This window comes from Arthrobacter koreensis (assembly GCF_035792275.1).
Classification (GTDB): domain Bacteria; phylum Actinomycetota; class Actinomycetes; order Actinomycetales; family Micrococcaceae; genus Arthrobacter_B; species Arthrobacter_B koreensis_A.
This window is the reverse complement of the sequence record NZ_JAMWKK010000004.1, coordinates 96,919-115,555: the sequence shown is the minus strand read 5'-3', so window position 1 is coordinate 115,555 and position 18,637 is coordinate 96,919. Positions and strand designations below refer to the sequence as shown.

At 66.6% G+C, this 18,637-nt stretch carries 13 protein-coding genes; 4 read left to right on the top strand and 9 right to left on the bottom strand.

From position 1 onward, the window contains the following. Positions 1-160 precede the first annotated feature (160 nt). Complete coding sequence (locus NGB94_RS05450) at positions 161-1,825, top strand: FAD-dependent monooxygenase (protein ID WP_325789597.1); 1,665 nt, start codon at positions 161-163, stop codon at positions 1,823-1,825. Here the strand turns inward: NGB94_RS05450 and NGB94_RS05445 are convergent. The 4 genes from NGB94_RS05445 to NGB94_RS05430 form a co-directional block, all read right to left on the bottom strand. Further along, positions 1,785-4,787, bottom strand: a complete 3,003-nt coding sequence (locus tag NGB94_RS05445) for an alpha-mannosidase (RefSeq protein ID WP_325789596.1) — start codon at positions 4,785-4,787, stop codon at positions 1,785-1,787. The two genes, NGB94_RS05450 and NGB94_RS05445, sit on opposite strands and share 41 nt — an antisense overlap. 41 nt (positions 4,788-4,828) lie before the next feature. Beyond that, a complete protein-coding gene (locus tag NGB94_RS05440; RefSeq protein WP_325789595.1) occupies positions 4,829-5,407 on the bottom strand; it encodes a helix-turn-helix domain-containing protein in 579 nt (192 codons plus the stop codon). A 214-nt stretch (positions 5,408-5,621) separates the two neighbouring features. Further along, positions 5,622-6,806 (bottom strand): AI-2E family transporter, encoded by a 1,185-nt coding sequence (locus NGB94_RS05435; RefSeq protein WP_325789594.1) that lies wholly within the window; start codon positions 6,804-6,806, stop codon positions 5,622-5,624. Between the two features lie 14 nt (positions 6,807-6,820). Further along, on the bottom strand, positions 6,821-8,572 hold the full coding sequence (locus NGB94_RS05430) for a long-chain-fatty-acid--CoA ligase (protein ID WP_325789593.1): 1,752 nt from the start codon (positions 8,570-8,572) through the stop codon (positions 6,821-6,823). Positions 8,573-8,907: 335 nt separating this feature from the next. On the opposite strand from NGB94_RS05430, the gene NGB94_RS05425 reads away from it, so the two are divergent. Further along, on the top strand, positions 8,908-10,038 hold the full coding sequence (locus tag NGB94_RS05425; protein ID WP_325789592.1) for a VIT1/CCC1 transporter family protein: 1,131 nt from the start codon (positions 8,908-8,910) through the stop codon (positions 10,036-10,038). Positions 10,039-10,118: 80 nt separating this feature from the next. Here NGB94_RS05425 and NGB94_RS05420 read toward each other — a convergent pair whose 3' ends face one another. The 3 genes from NGB94_RS05420 to NGB94_RS05410 all read right to left on the bottom strand — a co-directional run bounded on the left by NGB94_RS05420 (position 10,119) and on the right by NGB94_RS05410 (position 13,530). After that, complete coding sequence (locus NGB94_RS05420; RefSeq protein WP_325789591.1) at positions 10,119-11,756, bottom strand: MDR family MFS transporter; 1,638 nt, start codon at positions 11,754-11,756, stop codon at positions 10,119-10,121. Continuing rightward, on the bottom strand, positions 11,753-12,391 hold the full coding sequence (locus tag NGB94_RS05415) for a TetR/AcrR family transcriptional regulator (protein WP_325789590.1): 639 nt from the start codon (positions 12,389-12,391) through the stop codon (positions 11,753-11,755). The genes NGB94_RS05420 and NGB94_RS05415 overlap by 4 nt, the downstream gene beginning before the upstream one ends. Before the next feature lie 83 nt (positions 12,392-12,474). Next, the gene (locus NGB94_RS05410; protein WP_325789589.1) at positions 12,475-13,530 is read right to left on the bottom strand and encodes a zinc-dependent alcohol dehydrogenase family protein; all 1,056 of its coding nucleotides are present in this window, start codon (positions 13,528-13,530) and stop codon (positions 12,475-12,477) included. Positions 13,531-13,890: 360 nt separating this feature from the next. Here NGB94_RS05410 and NGB94_RS05405 point away from each other — a divergent pair, with 360 nt between their 5' ends. Next, entirely contained in the window at positions 13,891-14,463 is a 573-nt protein-coding gene (locus NGB94_RS05405; RefSeq protein WP_325789588.1) for a hypothetical protein, read from the top strand. A 157-nt stretch (positions 14,464-14,620) separates the two neighbouring features. Continuing rightward, entirely contained in the window at positions 14,621-16,183 is a 1,563-nt protein-coding gene (locus tag NGB94_RS05400; RefSeq protein WP_325789587.1) for an alpha/beta hydrolase family protein, read from the top strand. 56 nt (positions 16,184-16,239) lie between these two features. On the opposite strand, the gene NGB94_RS05395 is transcribed toward NGB94_RS05400, so the two are convergent. Both NGB94_RS05395 and sucD read right to left on the bottom strand, forming a co-directional pair. Beyond that, complete coding sequence (locus NGB94_RS05395; protein ID WP_325789585.1) at positions 16,240-17,622, bottom strand: sugar porter family MFS transporter; 1,383 nt, start codon at positions 17,620-17,622, stop codon at positions 16,240-16,242. An 83-nt stretch (positions 17,623-17,705) separates the two neighbouring features. Beyond that, a complete protein-coding gene (gene sucD / locus NGB94_RS05390) occupies positions 17,706-18,608 on the bottom strand; it encodes a succinate--CoA ligase subunit alpha (protein WP_325789584.1) in 903 nt (300 codons plus the stop codon). Between the last annotated feature and the right edge of the window lie 29 nt (positions 18,609-18,637).

Genomic DNA, 18,637 nt, shown 5'->3' with positions numbered 1-18,637 from the left:
CTAGGGTCTGGCGCCTGAATTCCGAGCCTACCCGCAGGGAGGCCGAAAGTTATCCAATAGGCATCAAATGTTTATCGGAAGGCTAAAGTGGAACAGCCGTCGGCGTCAAGACTAGGCTGTGACTATGGCGGACCGGGTTTCCTATGCGAACAATGATGGAATGAACTACGACGTCGATGTCCTGATTGTGGGTGCCGGACCCACCGGGCTGGCCCTTGCAGCCCAGCTCGCCGGTTACGGAACGAGCTTTAGGATCATCGACCGCCGGCAGGGTCCCTCGACCCAGTCCCGGGCACTGGCTGTGCAGCCGCGCACCCTGGAGGCGCTGCGGCCCTTCGGCATCAGCGCGGAGATGGCCCGGGGCGGAACCCCCGCACACCAGCTGCATCTGCACCTGCCCGACGAGACGGTCCAGATTGGCCTCTTCGACATCGGCATTGAAGACTCCGCCCACCAGCAGCTGCTTTTCCTGCCCCAGTCCGAAACCGAACGCATCCTGCTTGCCTACCTTGGTGCCCGCGGAGTGCGCGTTGAGCGCGGTGCCGAGCTGCTGGAGCTTGAGCGCCTGGACCCGGAGGATCCCTTTGCCGGCGTGGAGGCACGGGTCCAGCGCCAGGACCGGGGCATCGACAGGATCCGGGCACGTTACGTCGTGGGTGCGGACGGCGCCGAGAGCACCGTGCGCCGCCGGGCCGGCATGGACTTCCGCGGTTCCGGTTACGCAGACACCTTCGTCCTGGCAGACCTTGAAGTTGACGGCGTTGAACCCGGCGCCGTGCACGCCTACCCGACCGACGACGGCTTTATGGTGCTCTTCCCGCTGGGACAGCCGGCATCCTGGCGCATGATCAGCTTCAAGGAGCGCGGGGACAACAGCGCCGCCACCCTCGAATACCTGCAGGGCATCGCGGACAAGTTCTCCGGCGGCGGCCTGACGCTGCACGACCCCAAGTGGATCAGCAGCTTCCGGCTTTCACACCAGATGGCGGAGTTCTTCCAGTCCGGTTCCGTGTTCCTGGCCGGCGACGCCGCGCACGTCCACTCCCCCGTGGGCGGCCAGGGCATGAACACCGGCATCCAGGATGCGCTGAACCTGGGCTGGAAGCTCGCACTGGGTGCACAGGGGCTGGCTGCCGACGAGCTGATCGACAGCTACGACGCCGAACGCCGGCCGGTTGCCCGCGGCATCGTCGGGTTCACGGACCGGCTCTTCAAGCTGGCCACCAGCCGCAGCGCCCTGGCGAAGCTCCCCCGCACCAAGCTGCTGCCCGCGCTGGCTCCGTCGCTGGCCGCCAGCGAGCGCCTGCGCAGCCGTGCCTTCCGCACCATGTCCCAGCTGGGCATCCATTACCGCGGCAGCACCATGACTGCCTCTGCTGCCAACCGCCTTCCCGCCGTGCTGGCCTCCGGGCCGCGCCCGGGCGACCGGCTGCCGGACGCCGTCGTACATTACCAGCAGAAGGAACGCCGGCTGCAGGACCTGGTGTCCGCTCCCGGTTTCCACATCCTGCTCACCGGCCCCGGCTGGCCGGAGGATACTCCGCAGCAGCTGCACGCCGCGCTGGCCGGCCTCGGCCGGCTGCTCAGTGTGCAGCGCCTGGTGGTGGGAAGCACGCTCACCGCCTCCGGTCCCGGCATCATCGAAGACGTCAGTGGTCTGGCCTTTGAACGGCTGGGCCTCTCGCCGCGGCGGCCGGAGGTACTGGTGATCCGCCCCGACGGGTACATCGGCTACCGGTCCAACGGAACGGACATCAACGGCGCGGTGGACTATCTGGAGCGGCTCACCGGGCCAGGCGCACGGTCTTCACTTCAAAGGGCCTGAAGCCCAGCTCCCAGCGGCCGTCGCCGCGCCGCGGCAGTTCCGCTGCCCCGTCCACCGGCCGTTCCAGCAGGTCTGTCTGCACCGCCGTGCGGGCCGGAAAACCTGCGGTAAGGACGGCATTGGTGTGCCCGCCGAGCGCTTCGTAGAGGCGCAGGACCACGTCCCCGGAGCGGTCGTCGGCGAGCTTGGCCGTTTCCACCAGAACGCTCCCCGGGGTGAGGACCGCCAGCGGAGGCACACTGCCGGCGCCGGCAGCGCTGACCGTCCGCAGGGGCAGGTTCAGGCGGTATCCGTCCTGCACGGCTTCTGCCACGGTGGCATCCGGACGCAGCGAGAACCGGAACGTGTGCCGGCCCTGGTCCGCTCCGGGATCCGGGAAAAGCGGCGCCCGCAGCAGGGAGGCGCGCAGCAGGGTCCCGGTGCCGGCATCCCTGGATCCGGTCCGTGAGATGTCATAGCCGTAGGTTGAATCGTTGGCCAGGGCTACGCCCCTGCCATGCTCCCCCGCATGCACCCAGCGGTGGGCGGGAACTTCGAAGCGCGCGTGGTCCCAGGAAGTGTTGGCGTGAGTGGGGCGCTGGATGTGCCCAAACTGGATTTCAGCCGAGGCCCGGTCAGCGAGCACGGCTACCGGGAAGGCGAGCTTCAGCAGCTTCTGCTCTTCATGCCAGTCCACGTCCATCTGCAGGTCCAGGGCGCGCCCGTCGGGGCTGAGCGTGATTTCCTCCCGCAGGGACGAACCGCCGAACGTGCATTCCAGGATCAGGCTGTCCCCTCCGTCATGCGTGAGTCCGCCGCGGAGCACGGTCGCACCGGCCCGGTCCGCCGCATCGATATCCCAGGCATCCCACTGCGCCGGGGTGTCGCGGAAGAGCTGGAACTGGTTCGCTTCCCCGCCGGGAACTACAAGCTCACGCCCGCTCCCACCTCGAAGCGACACCAGGGCACCCGTGGGCGAGAAGCGGGCCGTGAGGTGGCCGGAGGAGAGCTGCCAGCCGCCGTCGTACGCCTGGATCCGCGCCGCCGCCGGTTCCGCCGGTTCGGCGGCCGCTCCCATGGCCGGAATGCCCTGCTGGGCCACGGGCGCGGCGTTGAAGACCAGGGAACCGGCACCGTCACCGGCCAGCGGCCGCTGGGAGCGTTCGATGATCTGTTCAAGCTGGGCTGCGGTTTCCGCGTACGCCCGTTCCGCGTCGCGGTACACCCAGGCGATGGAAGAACCGGGCAGGATGTCATGGAACTGGCCCAGCAGCACGGTCTTCCAGGCGGCTTCAAGTTCCGTGTAGGGATAGTCCGTGCCCGAGCGGACAGCGGCCGTGCAGGCCCACAGTTCCGCTTCCCGGAGCAGTGCCTCACTGCGGCGGTTGCCGCGTTTGGTCCGGGCCTGCGAGGTGTAGGTGCCGCGGTGGAACTGGAGGTACATTTCGCCGGACCACACGGGCGGGTCGGCGTAGTCGGCTTCCGCCGCGGTGAAGAATGCCTGCGGGCTGGAGAGCTCCACCCGCGGCGAACCCTCCAGTGACGCGGTGCGGTGCGCGGCGGCGAGCATCTCCCGGGTAGGTCCGCCGCCGCCGTCGCCCCAGCCGAAGGGAACCAGCGAGAGGTTCGTGGCACCTTTTTCCCGGAACTGCCGCTGGGCCCGGGCCAGCTCCTGTCCGGTCAGGGCGGAGTTGTAGGTGTCAACCGGCGGGAAGTGGGTGAAGACCCGGGTCCCGTCGATCCCTTCCCACAGGAACGTGTGGTGCGGCATGACGTCGGATTCGTTCCAGCTCAGCTTCTGCGTCAGGAACCAGCGCGAGCCGGCCGCACGGATGAGCTGGGGCAGGGCGCCGGAGTAGCCGAAGGAATCCGGCAGCCACACGTCCAGCGGCTCAACACCGAACGCTTCCATGAAGAAGCGCTTGCCGAAGGTGAACTGCCGGACCAGCGACTCTCCGGAGGGAAGGTTGGTGTCCGCCTCGACCCACATCCCGCCGGCAGGGACGAACCGTCCTTCCGCAACCCGGGCGGCAACGCGGGCGAACAGCGCCGGGTGGTCTTCCTGGAGCCAGGCGTACTGCTGGGCTGAGGAGGCAGTGAAGACAAACTCCGGGTCCTTGTCCATCAGCGCCAGCACATTGGCGAAGGTGCGGGCCACCTTACGCCTGGTCTCGCGCACCGGCCACAGCCAGGCGCTGTCAATGTGCGCGTGCCCGACGGCGTGGATCCGGTGGGCGCTGGCTGCAGCGGGTGCGCTGAGCGCGGGTTCGAGCAGGGCGCGGGCGGCGCCTGCCGTGCCGGACACGTCCTGGGGGTCCACGGCGGCCGCAGCGCGTTCCATGGCCCTGAGCAGTTCGTGGCGGCGCGGGGAGTCCATGGGGAGTTCATGCATCAGGCCCCACAGCACGGCAAAGTCCTGGGCGAGGGCCCAGACCTGCTCATCCAGCAGCGCGGTATCTGCGCGGCGGAAGACGTACAGGGGTTCGCTGCCCGCCGATTCGGGGTCACCCAGCGGTGTTGGCAGGAAACTGAAGTTCCCAATGACGTTTGGGGTGGCCGCGGCCTCCACCCAGAGCAGCAGGCTGCTTCCCGGCTCCGCGTCCAGCGGTACGGCCATGTTCGTGGACTCAAGGGCTTTGAGAACATTGCCTTCGGCGTCGTAGACCAGTCCCTCCGCCTGGAAGCCGGGCATGTCCATGCTGAACCCCAGGTCGATCAGCGCCTCAGGCGCAAATCCCGGAGGTGCCTCGGGCACCGTGCCGGTGAGCCGGAACCAGGTGGTGCCCCAGGGCCGGCCCCAGCGGGCACCGGTGGAAACCGGCTGGTAGTCCTGACCAGCGGCTTCGGTGAAGCTGACCGGCTCGGCCGGGGCATCCCAGGCCGCAGCCTGGAGGGGAGCGGACGAGGTCCAAAGGTAAGGGGGCAGCCGCTGGGCGAGGAAGCGGGCAAGGCGGCGTTCGGTGAGCTCACGGTCCGGATGCATGCGCCCACTCTGCTCGCCGCACCGCCCGGTTGGGAAGGGAACTAGGCGGAGCCGGGGCTGACCAGCGTCCAGATCACCACGGCGGAGGCGTCCTGGTCCGGGTTGCGCCAGGAGTGCGGTTCCTTGCCGGGGAAGGTGACGGTGTCCCCCGCAGTGAGGTTCATGGTCTCCGCAGTGAAAATCAGTTCCAGCCGGCCCTCGGCGACGTGCAGCACCTCGACGTCGCAGTCCACGGAGTACAGGTCCGCCTCGCCGGCGCCCCCGGGAACAATTTCCGAGCGGATGACCTGGACCCGGCGTTCGGTCCGCGGAGTAACCAGCCGCTCGTTGATGCCGTTGCCGCCCAGGTTGATTCCCGGCGCTTCAGGCCAGCGCACCAGGGTGGTCTGCGGCGGCAGGAACAGGTCGCCGATGGAGATCGAAAGCACCTGGCAGAGGGTCACGAGCGAAGCCACCGACGGAGAGGTGAGGTCCCGTTCCACCCGGCTGAGGAAACCCTTGGTCAGGCCGGTGGAATCCGCTACCTGCTCAATGGTCAGGTGGCGCGCCTGCCGTGCCGCGCGGATCCGGGAACCAATGGCAATCGGGGCGTTGCTCGGTTCAACCGACAGTGCCTTCATGCGCGCAGCCGTCCTTTCGTTCCCACGTCTGAGCCTCCCGGCTGTTTCCGGAAAGCGTTGCCTGCGGCGCGGCTTCAAAAGGATCGAGCCGTTGCTGCACGTTTCACACTAATTGACCCGTGCCTCAGGCGCCCATTAGCGTGGGTAAACAATAGTTTCGTGACTTACAACGCCGGCAGCTGCCGGCCCCCAGTACCGCACCGGGTCCGGACGGTTAATCCCCTGCCCGTCCGGCCCCGGTGCTTCCCTTTTCGGCGGCATCCAGATCCTTGTCCTGCTCCGGCGAGGCGACTTCCGCCACTTCTTCGGGATCACCGGTGTCCTCGCCTATCCAGACCTTGATCACGGCCCAGCCGACGGCGGCAATCGGGACCGAGAGGATCGCGCCGATGATGCCGGCCAGGATCGTTCCGGCAGTGAGGGCGAGCAGGATAACCAGCGCGTGGATGCTCAGCGTCCGGCCCATGACCACTGGCTGCAGGAAGTTGCCCTCAAGCTGGTTCACCGCGATGATCACGATCACAACAATCAGGGCCACGACGGGGCCGTTCGCCACCAGGGCGATCAGCGCAGCCAGGACTCCGGCCGCGGTGGCACCTACCAGCGGAATAAAGGCGCCCACGAAAACGATGACGGCGAGGGGCAGCGCCAGCGGCACGCCGAGGATGAACAGCGCGGCGCCAATGCAGACGGCATCGACGGCGGCGACAATCGCGGTGCCGCGGACGTAGCCGCCCAGGACTTCCATGGTGCGGGCGCCGGCCAGGGCGGCTTTCTCCCGCCGCTCACCGCGGAACCAGCGGAGGATGAAGGACCAGATCTTGTCCCCGTCCTTGAGGAAGAAGAAGAGGACCACTGCCATCAGGACAAACCCGGTGGCGAAGGAACCTGCCGCCGAAATCCCGGCGATGGCTCCGTTGCCCACGCTGGAGGAAGTTGCGAACTCAAGGACAGAGTCCCGGGCGTCGGAGATCACCGAATCGTCAAAGGCGAAGGGGCCGTCCTGGACCATTGAGTACAGTTCGTCAAAGCCTGCCACTGCCTGGTCCACCAGGGTTGACCACTCGCTGCGCACCGCGAAGACGATGCCGGTGACCAGTCCGCCAAAAACGGCCAGCAGCAGCAGGAAGGACGTACCGGTGGCAAGCGCCCCCGGCCAGCCCTTGCGGCGCAGCCAGTTCACGAACGGCGCGATGGCGGCTGCCAGGATCAGGGCCAGCAGCAGCGGAATGACCACCAGGGTCACCTGTGTGAGGGCGTAGACGCCTACGCTCACCAGCAGAAGTACAAGCAGCACCTGCGCGGAACGCAGGGCGGCATGGCCGAGGCCGTCGTTCCAATATCCCTGCAGCCTTCTCGACTCGGGCACGTTCTGTCTGGAGCCGGGCTGGCTGTCCATGGGTTTTCCCCCGTCTAGGTTGTGGGTCCGGCCTCGTGGCCGGATCCTTTGTGCAGCAGAGACTCTTTGACGTGCCGGCGGAGCACCTTGCCGATCAGGGACCGGGGCAGGTCCGGTATCTGCACGATGCGCCGCGGCACTTTGTAGGCCGCCAATTCCGCGCGCACGTAGGAGCGCAGCTCATCGGCGTCGAATTTCATGTCAGGCCGGGCGACGACGGCGGCCACCACTTCTTCTCCCCCGCCGATCCGGGTCAGCCCCACAACAGCGGCCTCGGCTACGGCCGGGTGGCGCTTCAGGGCTTCTTCGACCTCGGAGGGAGAGACGTTGAAGCCTCCGGTGATGATCAGTTCCTTGATCCGGTCCCTGATGGTGACAAAGTCGTCGTCGTCCACCGAGACTATATCCCCGGTCCGGAACCAGCCGCCGTCGAGCAGCGCAGCCCGGGTTTCCACCGGCTTGTTCCAGTAGCCCTGGAAGACCTGCGGACCGCGGATGAGCAGCTCGCCGGCTTCGCCGCGGTGGCGTTCCTTCGTGGGATCCTCGGGATCCACCACCTTGATGTCAGTCAGCGGGAACGGAACGCCCACGGTCCCGGCCTTGCGCGTGGGGCCCATGGGGTTGCCCAGCGCCACCGGCGACGTCTCCGTCAGGCCGTACCCTTCGATCAGGTAGCCGCCGGTTGCCTTCTCCCAGGCGTCCACCGTGGCTGCCGGAAGGTTCATGGCTCCGGAGATGGCGAAGCGGACGCCCTTCAGGGAAAGACCCTGCTCCTCGGCACCGGCCACAATGCGGTCGTAGATCGGCGGCACGGCCGGGAGGAAGGTCGGCGGCGTCTTCCTGGCCGCTTTCAGGACCAGGTCGACGTCGAACTTGGGGAACAGGACCAGCTTGGCACCGATGCTCATGGCAAAGGTGAGGCTCAGGGTCAGCCCGTAGGCATGGAACATCGGCAGGACACCGTAAACGGTTTCCTTGCCCATCCGCAGGCCCGGAATCCAGGCCCGGCCCTGCGCGGCGTTGGCCATGAGGTTGGCGTGGCTGAGCATTGCGCCCTTGGGGTCGGCCGTGGTGCCGGACGTGTACTGGATGGCTGCGAGGTCATCCTCTTTGGGATGCGGATGGCGGCGCGGCAGCGGACGGTTGTCCAGCAGCTCTTTCCACGTCAGGACCCGGCGCCCGGCGCTTCGCGGTTTCTTGTCAGGCGCCAGGGCACTGCGGCTGCGGCGGGCGGCGGGCAGGGGAAGCTTCAGCGCCAGGCGGGTGGTGCGCGGCATGGCGCTGATCAGGTCGACTGACACGATGGTCCGCACGGGGATGTCTGCGGGCAGGGACTGGATCCGGTCCGCAACCTTGTCCCACACAATTGCGACGGTTGCTCCGTGGTCCTCGAACTGGTGGCGGAGTTCGCGGTCGGTGTACAGCGGATTGTGCTCCACCACCACCGCTCCCAGGCGCAGGACGGCGTAGAAGGCCACCACGTGCTGCGGTGCGTTGGGAAGTACCAGGGCCACCCGGTCCCCGGGTCCGACGCCGAGGCGCTTCAGGCCTGCTGCGGCGCGCCGGATCTGCTCACCCATTTCCCGGTAGCTGGTGGTGGCGCCGAAGAACTGCAGGGCCGGCTTGGAACCGTACTTGCTGATGGAGTCCTCCACCATGTCCACCAGCGAACCCTTGGGCAGCTTGAGGTTTTGCGGCACGCCTTCGGCGTAGTGGCGTGTCCACGGCCGGTGAAAGTCAGGGAGTCCCTTGGAAGCTTTACTCACGGTTTGAACTCTATCCGCTGCTGGACCGTGCTCAGGTACCCGGCCCGGGGTAGGTAGACCTGCATAGTCTCGCTCATCCTCCTGGGAGAAGTACGGCTGGTCTGGGCTACACTAAAAAGCTGAAGGGGAGTAGCTCCGGTACACCTCCAATCTTAGTTTCGGCTCCGGCCGCATCGAAATTGGAATTTGAACCGAGGCCTGTCGACATACTGGCTGCGCACGCAGCCCGGCAGTCCACCCGCGGTGCATGGCACCGGGGCGAGCGAGACCTTCGGCCAGTTATCAATTGCTGGCCGGAGCCTCCCCGCTTGCTCCGGCCATGACCAGGAGCGTTTGTGAACAACCAATCAGCCCACGGGGACTCTCCCCCTGAGCGCCCGCAGTCCACTCCCGCGGAACGCCGCCGGTGGCGTCAGTACCTTGCCGATGAACAGGCCGAAGCAGCCACCTACCGCTACCTTGCCGAACGGCGTGAGGGCGAAGAGCGGGACATCCTGCTGGCCCTGGCCGAGGCCGAGGGCCGGCACGAGGCGCACTGGCGCCAGCTGCTGGGCCCCGAAGCGGACAAACCGATGCGCCCGTCCCTGCGCAACCAGCTGCTTGGCCTGCTGGCCCGCCGTTTCGGGTCGGTGTTCGTGCTGGCCCTCGCCCAGCGGGCGGAGGGCCGCTCCCCCTACAGTGATGATCCCAATGCCACCAGCGCGATGGCTGCCGATGAGCAGATCCATGAAGAGGTGGTCCGCGGGCTCGCGACCCGCGGCCGCACCCGCCTGTCCGGCAACTTCCGCGCCGCAGTCTTCGGTGCCAACGACGGCCTGGTGTCCAACCTGGCCCTCGTCATGGGCATTGGCGCCACCGGCGTTTCCAGCACTTTCGTGCTTTTCAGCGGCATCGCAGGCCTGCTTGCCGGAGCCTTGTCCATGGGCGCAGGCGAATATGTTTCCGTCCGGTCCCAGCGCGAACTGCTTGAGGCATCCAAACCCACCCAGGTGACCCTGTCCGCGGCGAAGTCGCTGGATATTGATGCCAATGAACTCGTCCTCGTGTACCGGGCCCGGGGGATGTCCAAGGAAGCCGCCGAACACCGTGCGGCAGAGCGGATGGGCCTGTACTCCTGCGACTGCGACCCGTCCCTGTCCCTGCATCCGGAAAAGATGGAAGAAGCCGGCAAGGACGAACACGAGACGGTCGGCACCGGCCTCGGTGCGGCGGTTTCAAGCTTCTGCTTCTTCGCCTCGGGAGCCATCATCCCCGTCATCCCGTACCTGTTCGGGATGGGCGGACTTGCCGCCGTCGTACTCTCCTGCACCCTGGTGGGCATCGCCCTGGTGCTGACCGGCAGCGTCGTGGGCCTGCTCTCCGGAGCTTCCCCGCTGAAGCGCGGACTGCGCCAGCTGGCCATCGGCCTGGGAGCCGCAGCGGTGACCTACCTGCTGGGGATGGTCTTCGGCACCTCGGTCGCCTAGCCTTCCTCCCCATCGAGATGACAGAAACTGCCCGTATGAGCTCATACGGGCAGTTTCTGTAATCTCGGTCGAAGGCAGGGCTAGCGCGAAGTCGGCGCGCTGACCTGCCGCAGCTCCGTGGTGCTGGGGCCGTTGCCCTCATCCTCGGTGCAGATCAGGACGTTGCCTTCGCCAATGGCTTCGGGCATGACCTCCGGCTCCAGCCGGGTGGCCAGCGGCTTTTCCTTGATGAACAGGCACAGGATCGTCGCTACGACTGCCATCGGAACCATAAAGAGGAACAGCGGGATCAGTGCCTCGTTGTAGGACCGGATGATGATGTCCTGGATTGCCTCGGGCAGCTCGTGCACAAGCTTCGGCGTCAGCGAGTTTCCACCGCCGGTCGCCGAAGCGGCACTGGCCGGCAGCCGTTCGCCCAGCAGGTCGGAGAGCCGGTGCGCGAACAGGCTGCCGACGACGGCGGAGCCCAGGGTTGCGCCGATCTGGCGGAAGTAGTTGTTCGCCGCCGTCGCGGTGCCCACCTGCCGCATCGGGAAGGAGTTCTGCACCACCAGGACCAGGATCTGCATGTTCAGGCCCAGTCCGAGGCCCAGGATGCCGATGTAGACGCAGAGCTGCCAGACCGGGGAATCGGCAGTGATGGAACCCATCAGCAGCAGGGCAAGGATCATGATGGCCGAGCCCGCAATCGGCATCCACTTGTACCGCCCGGTCTTGGAGACCAGCGAACCGGATAGCACCGAGCTGAACAGCAGGGCACCCATCATGGGGATCATCAGCATTCCGGCCTCGGTGGCGCTGGCGCCGGTAGCCATCTGCAGATAGGTGGGCAGGTAGCCGATCGCACCGAACATTGCCACGGAAGTGAGCAGGCCGGAGGCTGTGGCCAAGTTGAAGTTGCGGTCACGGAAGAGTTCCATCGGGATGATGGGCTCAGCAGTGCGCCGTTCGACCATGACGAAGACGACGGCGGAGAGGATCGTTCCGCCGATCAGTCCGAGGATTACCGGGTCGCTCCACTCGTAGGTGCTGCCGCCCCAGCTGCTCACCAGGACCAGGCCCGTGGTGGCCAGGGCGATGAAGACCATGCCCCACAGGTCGATCCTGGGACGGGACGTGACGGCCCGCGGCTTGAGGAAGAACAGGGCGCCGAGCAGTGCCAGCACGCCCACGGGAATGTTGAACCAGAACGTCCAGCGCCAGCCCGGCCCTTCGGTGAGCCAGCCGCCGATCAGCGGTCCCACCACCGATGAGAAGGCGAACACGCCGCCCATCCAGCCCATGTACTTGCCGCGCTCACGTGCCGGCACAACGTCGGCAATGATGGCCTGGGAGAGGATCATCAGGCCGCCGGCGCCGATGCCCTGGATCACGCGGGCAACGATCAGCCAGGTCATGTCCGGGGACAGCGCGCCCACCACTGAGCCGGCCAGGAAGATGATGATCGCAGCGACCAGCAGGTACTTGCGGCCGATCAGATCGCCCAGTTTGCCGTAAATGGGCATCATCACGGTGGAGGCCAGGATGAAGGCCGTGATGACCCACAGCATGAGGTTGGCGCCGTTGAGCTCGCCCACGATGGTGGGAAGCGCGGTGCCCAGGATGGTCTGGTTCAGCGCCGAGAGGAGCATGGCGAGGACCAGGGCGGTGAAGACAAGCACGAGGCTGGGTTTTTTGCCCTGGCTTGCGGGAGCTGCAGCGGCAGCTGATTTCGTCATAGCAGTTCCTTGAAGACGTCTCTGAGAAGTTCCAGTCCCTGGTCGAGGGCCTGGAACTGGGCGGTGGCGGTCGGGTTGGACCAGGTTTTCTGCATCACATGGCGCATGCGGGTGCTGGCGGTGAGGACGATGGTGAAGGCGACGTCGTCGACGTCGTGCCCCTGCCAGGCCGAATTGGCCGGCATTTCCCGCCAGCGGCGGGACTCGGCGAGCTGGCTGGCCACCGTCTCAAGGACTAGCTGCTCGACCTTGAGGATGTACTGGTAGCGCCGGTGGCGCAGCTGTGGGTAGGCCTCGTATATGCGCCCGCGGAGCTCGGCTGAATCATCGCCGCCCTGGATGGAGCGCACGACGGCGAGCATCAGGCGGCTGACTTCCGCCAGGAGGTCGCCCTCAATGTCGAACGCCGCCAGCATTTCGGGCTCGACGGATGGTTTTTTCAGTCCCAGGACGGCGTCTTCCTTGCAGGGGAAGTAGTTGAAGAAGGTCCGGGCGGAAACGCCGGCCTCCTCCGCGACCACTTCGATGTTGACGCCTTCCAGTCCCTCGTCGAGGGCACGGCGTGCCGCGGCAGCGTGCAGCGCTGCCCACGTTTCGGCGCGCTTGCGGTCGCGGAGGGAAAGTAGTTGACTCACCGAACTACTTTGTCATCCGTAACAAGTTTTCACAACTGCAAAATTGCAGTTGTGCAAGGAATCACAGCATGCTGACGGTGCTGCTAGGGCTTGAGCATCACTTTCACTGACTGACGCTGGTCCATGGCAGCGTAGGCCTTGGGAGCGTCATCCAGGGGAAGAACCGAATCGAAGACCTTTCCCGGACGGATCTTTCCCGCCAGCACGTCTTCCAGCAGCTCCGGCAGGTAGGTGCGCACCGGTGCCATGCCGCCGCCCACCGTGATGTTCTTGGCGAACAGGACACCGATCGGCAGTTCCGCTCCCCCGGCAGGGACACCGACAAAACCGACCCGGCCGCCGGGCCGGGTGCAGCGCAGCGCCTGGTCCATCGACTCCGCTGTTCCGACGCACTCCAGCACGGCATCGGCAGGCACCCCGCCGAGCAGTTCGCGGACACGCGCCGCGCCTTCCTTTCCGCGTTCAGCAACGACGTCGGTCGCGCCGAATTCGCGGGCGAGTGCCGCCCTGTCCTCATGCCGGGACATGGCGATGATCCGCCCCGCCCCCAGCCTCGAAGCCGCAAGCACCGCACAGAGCCCGACGGCGCCGTCGCCCACCACCACGACCGTCGCCCCGGGTGAGACTCCGGCACTGACGGCTGCGTGGTGCCCGGTACCCATCACGTCCGAAAGGGTAAGCAGGTCCGCCAGAAGCTCATCCCCGGGATCGGAGACCCCGGGAACCTTCACCAGGGTTGCCTCGGCGTTGGGCACGCGGACAGCTTCGCCCTGCGCACCCTGGACAAAGTCGCCGTGGGTGTCCGTGCTTCCCCAGCCCACCAGTTCCTCGCAGGCAACAGTGACGCCCGAGCGGCAGGGCGGGCACTTGCCGCAGTTGCCGGTGAACGGGGCAATGACAAAGTCTCCGGGTGCCAGGGACGCGACGTCCGCGCCAACGCTCTCCACCACGCCCACGAATTCATGTCCGATGGCGCGGGGTTCAGGGGTTTCCCGGATCCCGCGGTACGGCCACAGGTCCGATCCGCAGACGCACGCCGCACTGACCCGCACCACCGCGTCCGAGCCGCGCAGGACCGTTGGGTATTCCCTTTCCTCAACGCGGATGTCGCCGGGACCGTGAATGATGGTGGCGCGCATGGCAGCCTTCCTGTTTGCGGGCGGTGGTTCCATACCAGCCTAACGCCGTAAGGGAAAGCCGGGGGCATGGGTAGTTCTCCCCATGTCCCCTTTCCGGGTTCCGGTCTAGCGTGGGGTTGAGGGAGAACGAAAGCCGAAGAACGACTCACAGGAAGTCAAAGGACAGGTGAAAGATGCTTAGGCACTGCAAGGGAACGCCCGTCCGGCTGGCTCCGCGTGAGCGGATGCCGCGCACTCTGTGCCGCCGCAACTGGAACCGCATCCCCCGTTGCGTTCGGGCAGCATAGAGCACTCCCACTCTCGACAGATTTTCTTCTCACCGGCACAATGCCGCAGATGAGAAGGCCAGATCCACGCTCCTTGTGCGTCGTAGCCGCCGGGATCGTGCTGGCAGCAGGCTCGGCAGCCCCCCAGCCGCCCGCTGCCCCCGCCGCCGGTCCCCCAGCCGGCGGCGCCGAACTTACCGCCGCTGAAATCGGCGAAGCGCAGCAGACTGTGGCCGAAGCGCTCCTCGGAGCCCTCGGGCCCTCCGGATGGACCGGACCGGAGGGGAGCGTTCCAGCCGCGGACGGGCTCCCCGCCCCGCATGCAGTTCCCTGCTCGCTTCAGGGGCCCTCCGCCGCGCCGCCCAGTCCCGGCGCAGGCGCCCGGAGGCACCTGCTCTCGCTGCAGCTCACCGGCCCGGCCCCGGCGTCCCCGGAACGTGCCAGGGACCAGGCCCAGTCTGTCCTCACGGCCTTGGGCGCCGACATGCTCTCGGCGCTGACTCCCGGGCCGGATGCTCCTCCCGAAACCGAGTTCACCTTTACGGCAGCCCACGACGGCGGAGTAGTCACGTACGCTGCCAGCGGCTACCAGCAGAAGCTGCACATCACCTCACGCTGCTCCGCCGACCCCGCCCTGGCTGCCGGGACAGGCACCCCCGCAACCTGAGGGCTCCTGCTTCCGGGACAGAAAACTTTCGGCTTTCGGCCACCCGCGTGGGCCTCATGCCTTGTCCGCGGATCTTTAGGGAACCTAGTCTCTGGCTAACCTACTGGCCGGTAGAAAATCCGCCGGCCTGACAAAGACGTCACAGAAAAGGTCCTCCATGCGAAAAATCTCCGCCCTGCTTGCCGCGGGCACCCTCCTCGCCGCGTCCTTTGCGGCTGCTCCCCCTGCCTCCGCCCTGACCGGACCCGGCACGGCAGCTGCGCCGCCCCAGGTGCGCACCGACGTCGTTGTCCCCTCCTTTGACGGGACACCAATCCATACCAACTTCTTCCCCGCGCTTGGCCTGCAGGCCGGTGATACTGCGCCAACCGTCATGGTAGGGCCGGGATTCGGGCTGCCGGGAAGCCGCCTTCCGTCCACTACCACCAGCACCCTGATCGGTTCCATCGGAATCGCACCGCTGCGGGAGGCCGGCTACAACGTGGTGACGTGGGATCCGCGCGGCTTCGGCCTCAGCGGCGGGGAAGCATATGTGAACAACCCCGCTTTCGAAGGCCGCGACGGGCAGGTCCTCATCGACTTCATTGCCGAGCAGCCGGAAGCGGAGCTGGACGCACCCGGTGATCCGGTGCTGGGCATGGCCGGAGCGTCCTACGGGGGCGGCATCCAGTTTGTCCTCGCGTCGCTGGATGAGCGGGTAGACGCGATCGCGCCGACCATTGCCTGGAACAACCTGACCAACAGCCTGTACAAGGCAGGGTCGTTCAAGTCCGGCTGGGGCACCCTGCTGTGCCTGGAGGGAACGGTAACCGGGCAGCTCGGTGAACTTGTCGGCAACAGAGGAGCGCTGGCAGCCCCGGTGCGGAAAGCCTGCCGTGAGGGCATTGGGTACCCGAACACTCTCAGCCCGGAGTCGCTGGCCTACTTCGAATCCCTGACGCCGCAGAGCATGTTCACCTCAATCACGGCCCCTACCCTGATCATCCAGGGCACCGTGGACACACTCTTCACCCTCGATGAGGCGACCCGGAACTACAACCTGATCAAGTCCACGGGCACCGAGGTGAAGATGCTGCAGTTCTGCGGCGGCCATGGTCTCTGCTCGTCGGGAGTGGCCGGACCGGACCGCATCACCGGTGCGGTGCTGGACTGGTTCAGCAAATACCTGGACGGCAACGACGTATCAACCGGACCGGGATTCGAGTTCATCGACCAGCTCGGAACCACCCGGGCAGCTGAGGGATATCCCGCCCCCGTGGGGTCGCTGACGGGATCCGGCAAGGGCACCCTGCTGCTCTCCCCCGCCGCTGTCAGCGGCGGCGTCATTGCTGCTGCCTGGGCCCCGGTGGCCGTCAACGCTCCGGTAACGGCCCCGGCGGAGGCCACCCAGGTCTTCGGCGCCCCTGCGCTGACACTGACCTACCGCGGAACCTCCCGGACACCGAACACGCACGTGTATGCGCAGATCATCGACAAGTCCCGGAGCTCGCTGGTAGCCGGGAACCAGGTGACGCCGGTGCCGCTGGTCCTGGACGGCACGGAACGGACCATTACCGTTCCGCTGGAGGAGATCTCCTACCTGGTAACACCGCAGAGCAGGCTGGTGCTGCAGGTGACCCCCAGTTCCACGGTGTACACCCCGCCGAAGGTCACGGCCCTGACCACCTTCACTGCGTCAGTCTCGCTGCCTGTGATCGGCAGCTACCCGGTCGTTCAGTAGCAGCCGCGGATGCCGTCCGGATTTCCGGACGGCATCCGCCTAACCAGCAGTCCCTGCTACGCCTTGCGAAGCTTCAGCTCAAGCTCTTCCAGGGACAGGCCCCGGGTCTCCGGCATGAACCGCCGGACGAACAGCACGGCACAGATGCCCAGGGCCACGAAGATGAAGAACGTGTTGGAGATGCCCAGGGCAGCCATCAGCATGGGGAAGGAGAACCCGACGGCGAAGTTGGCCATCCACTGCACGAACACGGACAGGCCGATGCCCAGCCCCCGGACGCGCAGCGGGAAGATCTCCGCCAGCATCAGCCAGGTCACCGGGGACACCGCACCCTGCTGGAAGGCAAGGAACAGCACGGTCAGGGACAGGACAGTGAAGCCGCGGACGGTGCCCTCGGGCATCAGGATCGACGCGGCGCCGATGAGCGCCAGCGTGGTGGTGGTGCCGAGCAGCCCGGTGATCAGCATGGGCCGGCGCGCCACCTTCCCCAGGAGCCAGATGCCCAGCAGTGCCGCGGCGACGGAGACGACGCCGTTGGCAATGTTGGCGGTCAGCGCCGCTTCCGTGCCGAATCCGGCGTCGGCCAGGATCTGCGTGCCGTAGTAGATGATCGCGTTGACGCCGGTGATCTGCTGAACGATCGAGAGGCCCATGCCGATCAGCAGGACCCGCAGCAGCCACGGCTCGGCGAAGTCCTTCAGCCGGCCGGTGCGTGAAGTGCCGGCCAGTCCCTTGATCTCGTCGTACTCCGCCTGCGCTTCTTCGGCGCTGCGGATCTTCTGCAGTGCCGTGAGCATCTGCGCGTACCGGCCCTTCGAGCCCAGCCAGCGCGGGCTCTCCGGCACGAAATGCATTCCGATCCAGAGCGCGATCGCCGGGAGTGTGGCGACCAGGAGCATCCAGCGCCAGACGTTCCCTTCTTCGCCCCAGATGTTGCCGATGACGGCGTTGCAGACGAAGGCGGCCAGCTGGCCGCTAACGATCATCAGCTGGTCCCGCGTCACCAGCTGCCCGCGGCGCGCCGCGGGGGCGAGCTCGGCCAGGAACATGGGTACGACGGCGGAGGCGCCGCCAACGGCGAGGCCCAGGACCACGCGGGCCAGGACCATGACGCCGACCCCTGGTGCTGCGGCGGTGCCGGCGGCACCGAGCATGAATACGACGGCGAGGATCAGCAGCAGCCGGCGCCTGCCCAACCGGTCGGCGAGCTGTCCGGCACCGACGGCACCGAAGGCTGCACCAAAGAGCAGGCTGGAGGTGATCAGGCCTTCGGTGAAAGGGGTCAGCCCCAGGTCGTCCTGCATGTAGGGCAGCGCCCCGTTGATCACGCCGGTGTCGTAGCCGAAGAGGAAGCCGCCCAGGGTGGCGATCCAGGTGGCCCGGCGCAGTGCGCGCCGGTGGTCGCCGGGAACGGCCGGGGAAGCTGGCTTGGAACTCATGTAGTTGTTTTGTCTTCCTAGAGGTGGACGCACAAAACCCCCGTGCACCGGAGAACCGGGCACGGGGGTATGCGCTGGTGGAACTAGAGCGAAGCGAAAACTTCGCGCAGCAGCTCAGCGGTCTCGGACGGCGTCTTGCCGACCTTCACGCCTGCTGCTTCGAGTGCTTCCTTCTTGGCCTGTGCGGTTCCTGCGGAGCCGGAGACGATGGCGCCGGCGTGGCCCATGGTCTTGCCTTCGGGGGCGGTGAAGCCTGCCACGTAGCCGACAACCGGCTTGGTGACGTTGGCCTTGATGAAGTCGGCTGCACGCTCTTCGGCGTCGCCGCCGATTTCGCCGATCATCACGATCGCCTTGGTCTCGGGGTCAGCTTCGAAGGCTGCGAGGGCGTCGATGTGGGTGGTGCCGATGATCGGGTCGCCGCCGATGCCGATGGCGGTGGAGAAGCCGAGGTCGCGCAGTTCGTACATCATCTGGTAGGTCAGGGTGCCGGACTTCGAGACGAGGCCGATCGGGCCCTTGCCCGTGATGTTGTTCGGGGTGATGCCAACCAGGGCTTCGCCCGGAGTGATGATGCCGGGGCAGTTCGGGCCGATGATGCGGGTGACCTGGTTGCCGTCGGCGTCGACCTTGGACTGGGCGTGGGCCCAGAACTCGGCGGAATCCTGTACGGGAACACCTTCGGTGATGACCACAACGAGGCCGATGCCTGCGTCGATTGCTTCCATCACGGCGTCCTTGGTGAAGGCCGGCGGAACGAAGACGATCGAGACGTCAGCCTCGGTCTTTTCCATGGCCTCGGCCACGGTGCCGAAAACGGGGAGCTCAACATCGCCGTGGGTCACGGTGGTGCCGGCCTTGCGGGCGTTGACGCCGCCAACAACCTGGGTCCCGGCCTTGAGCATCAGGGCGGTGTGCTTGGTGCCTTCGCCGCCGGTGATGCCCTGAACGATGACCTTGGAGTCCTTGTTCAAGAAGATAGACATGTGTGAATTCTCTTTCTGGGGATCGGCTC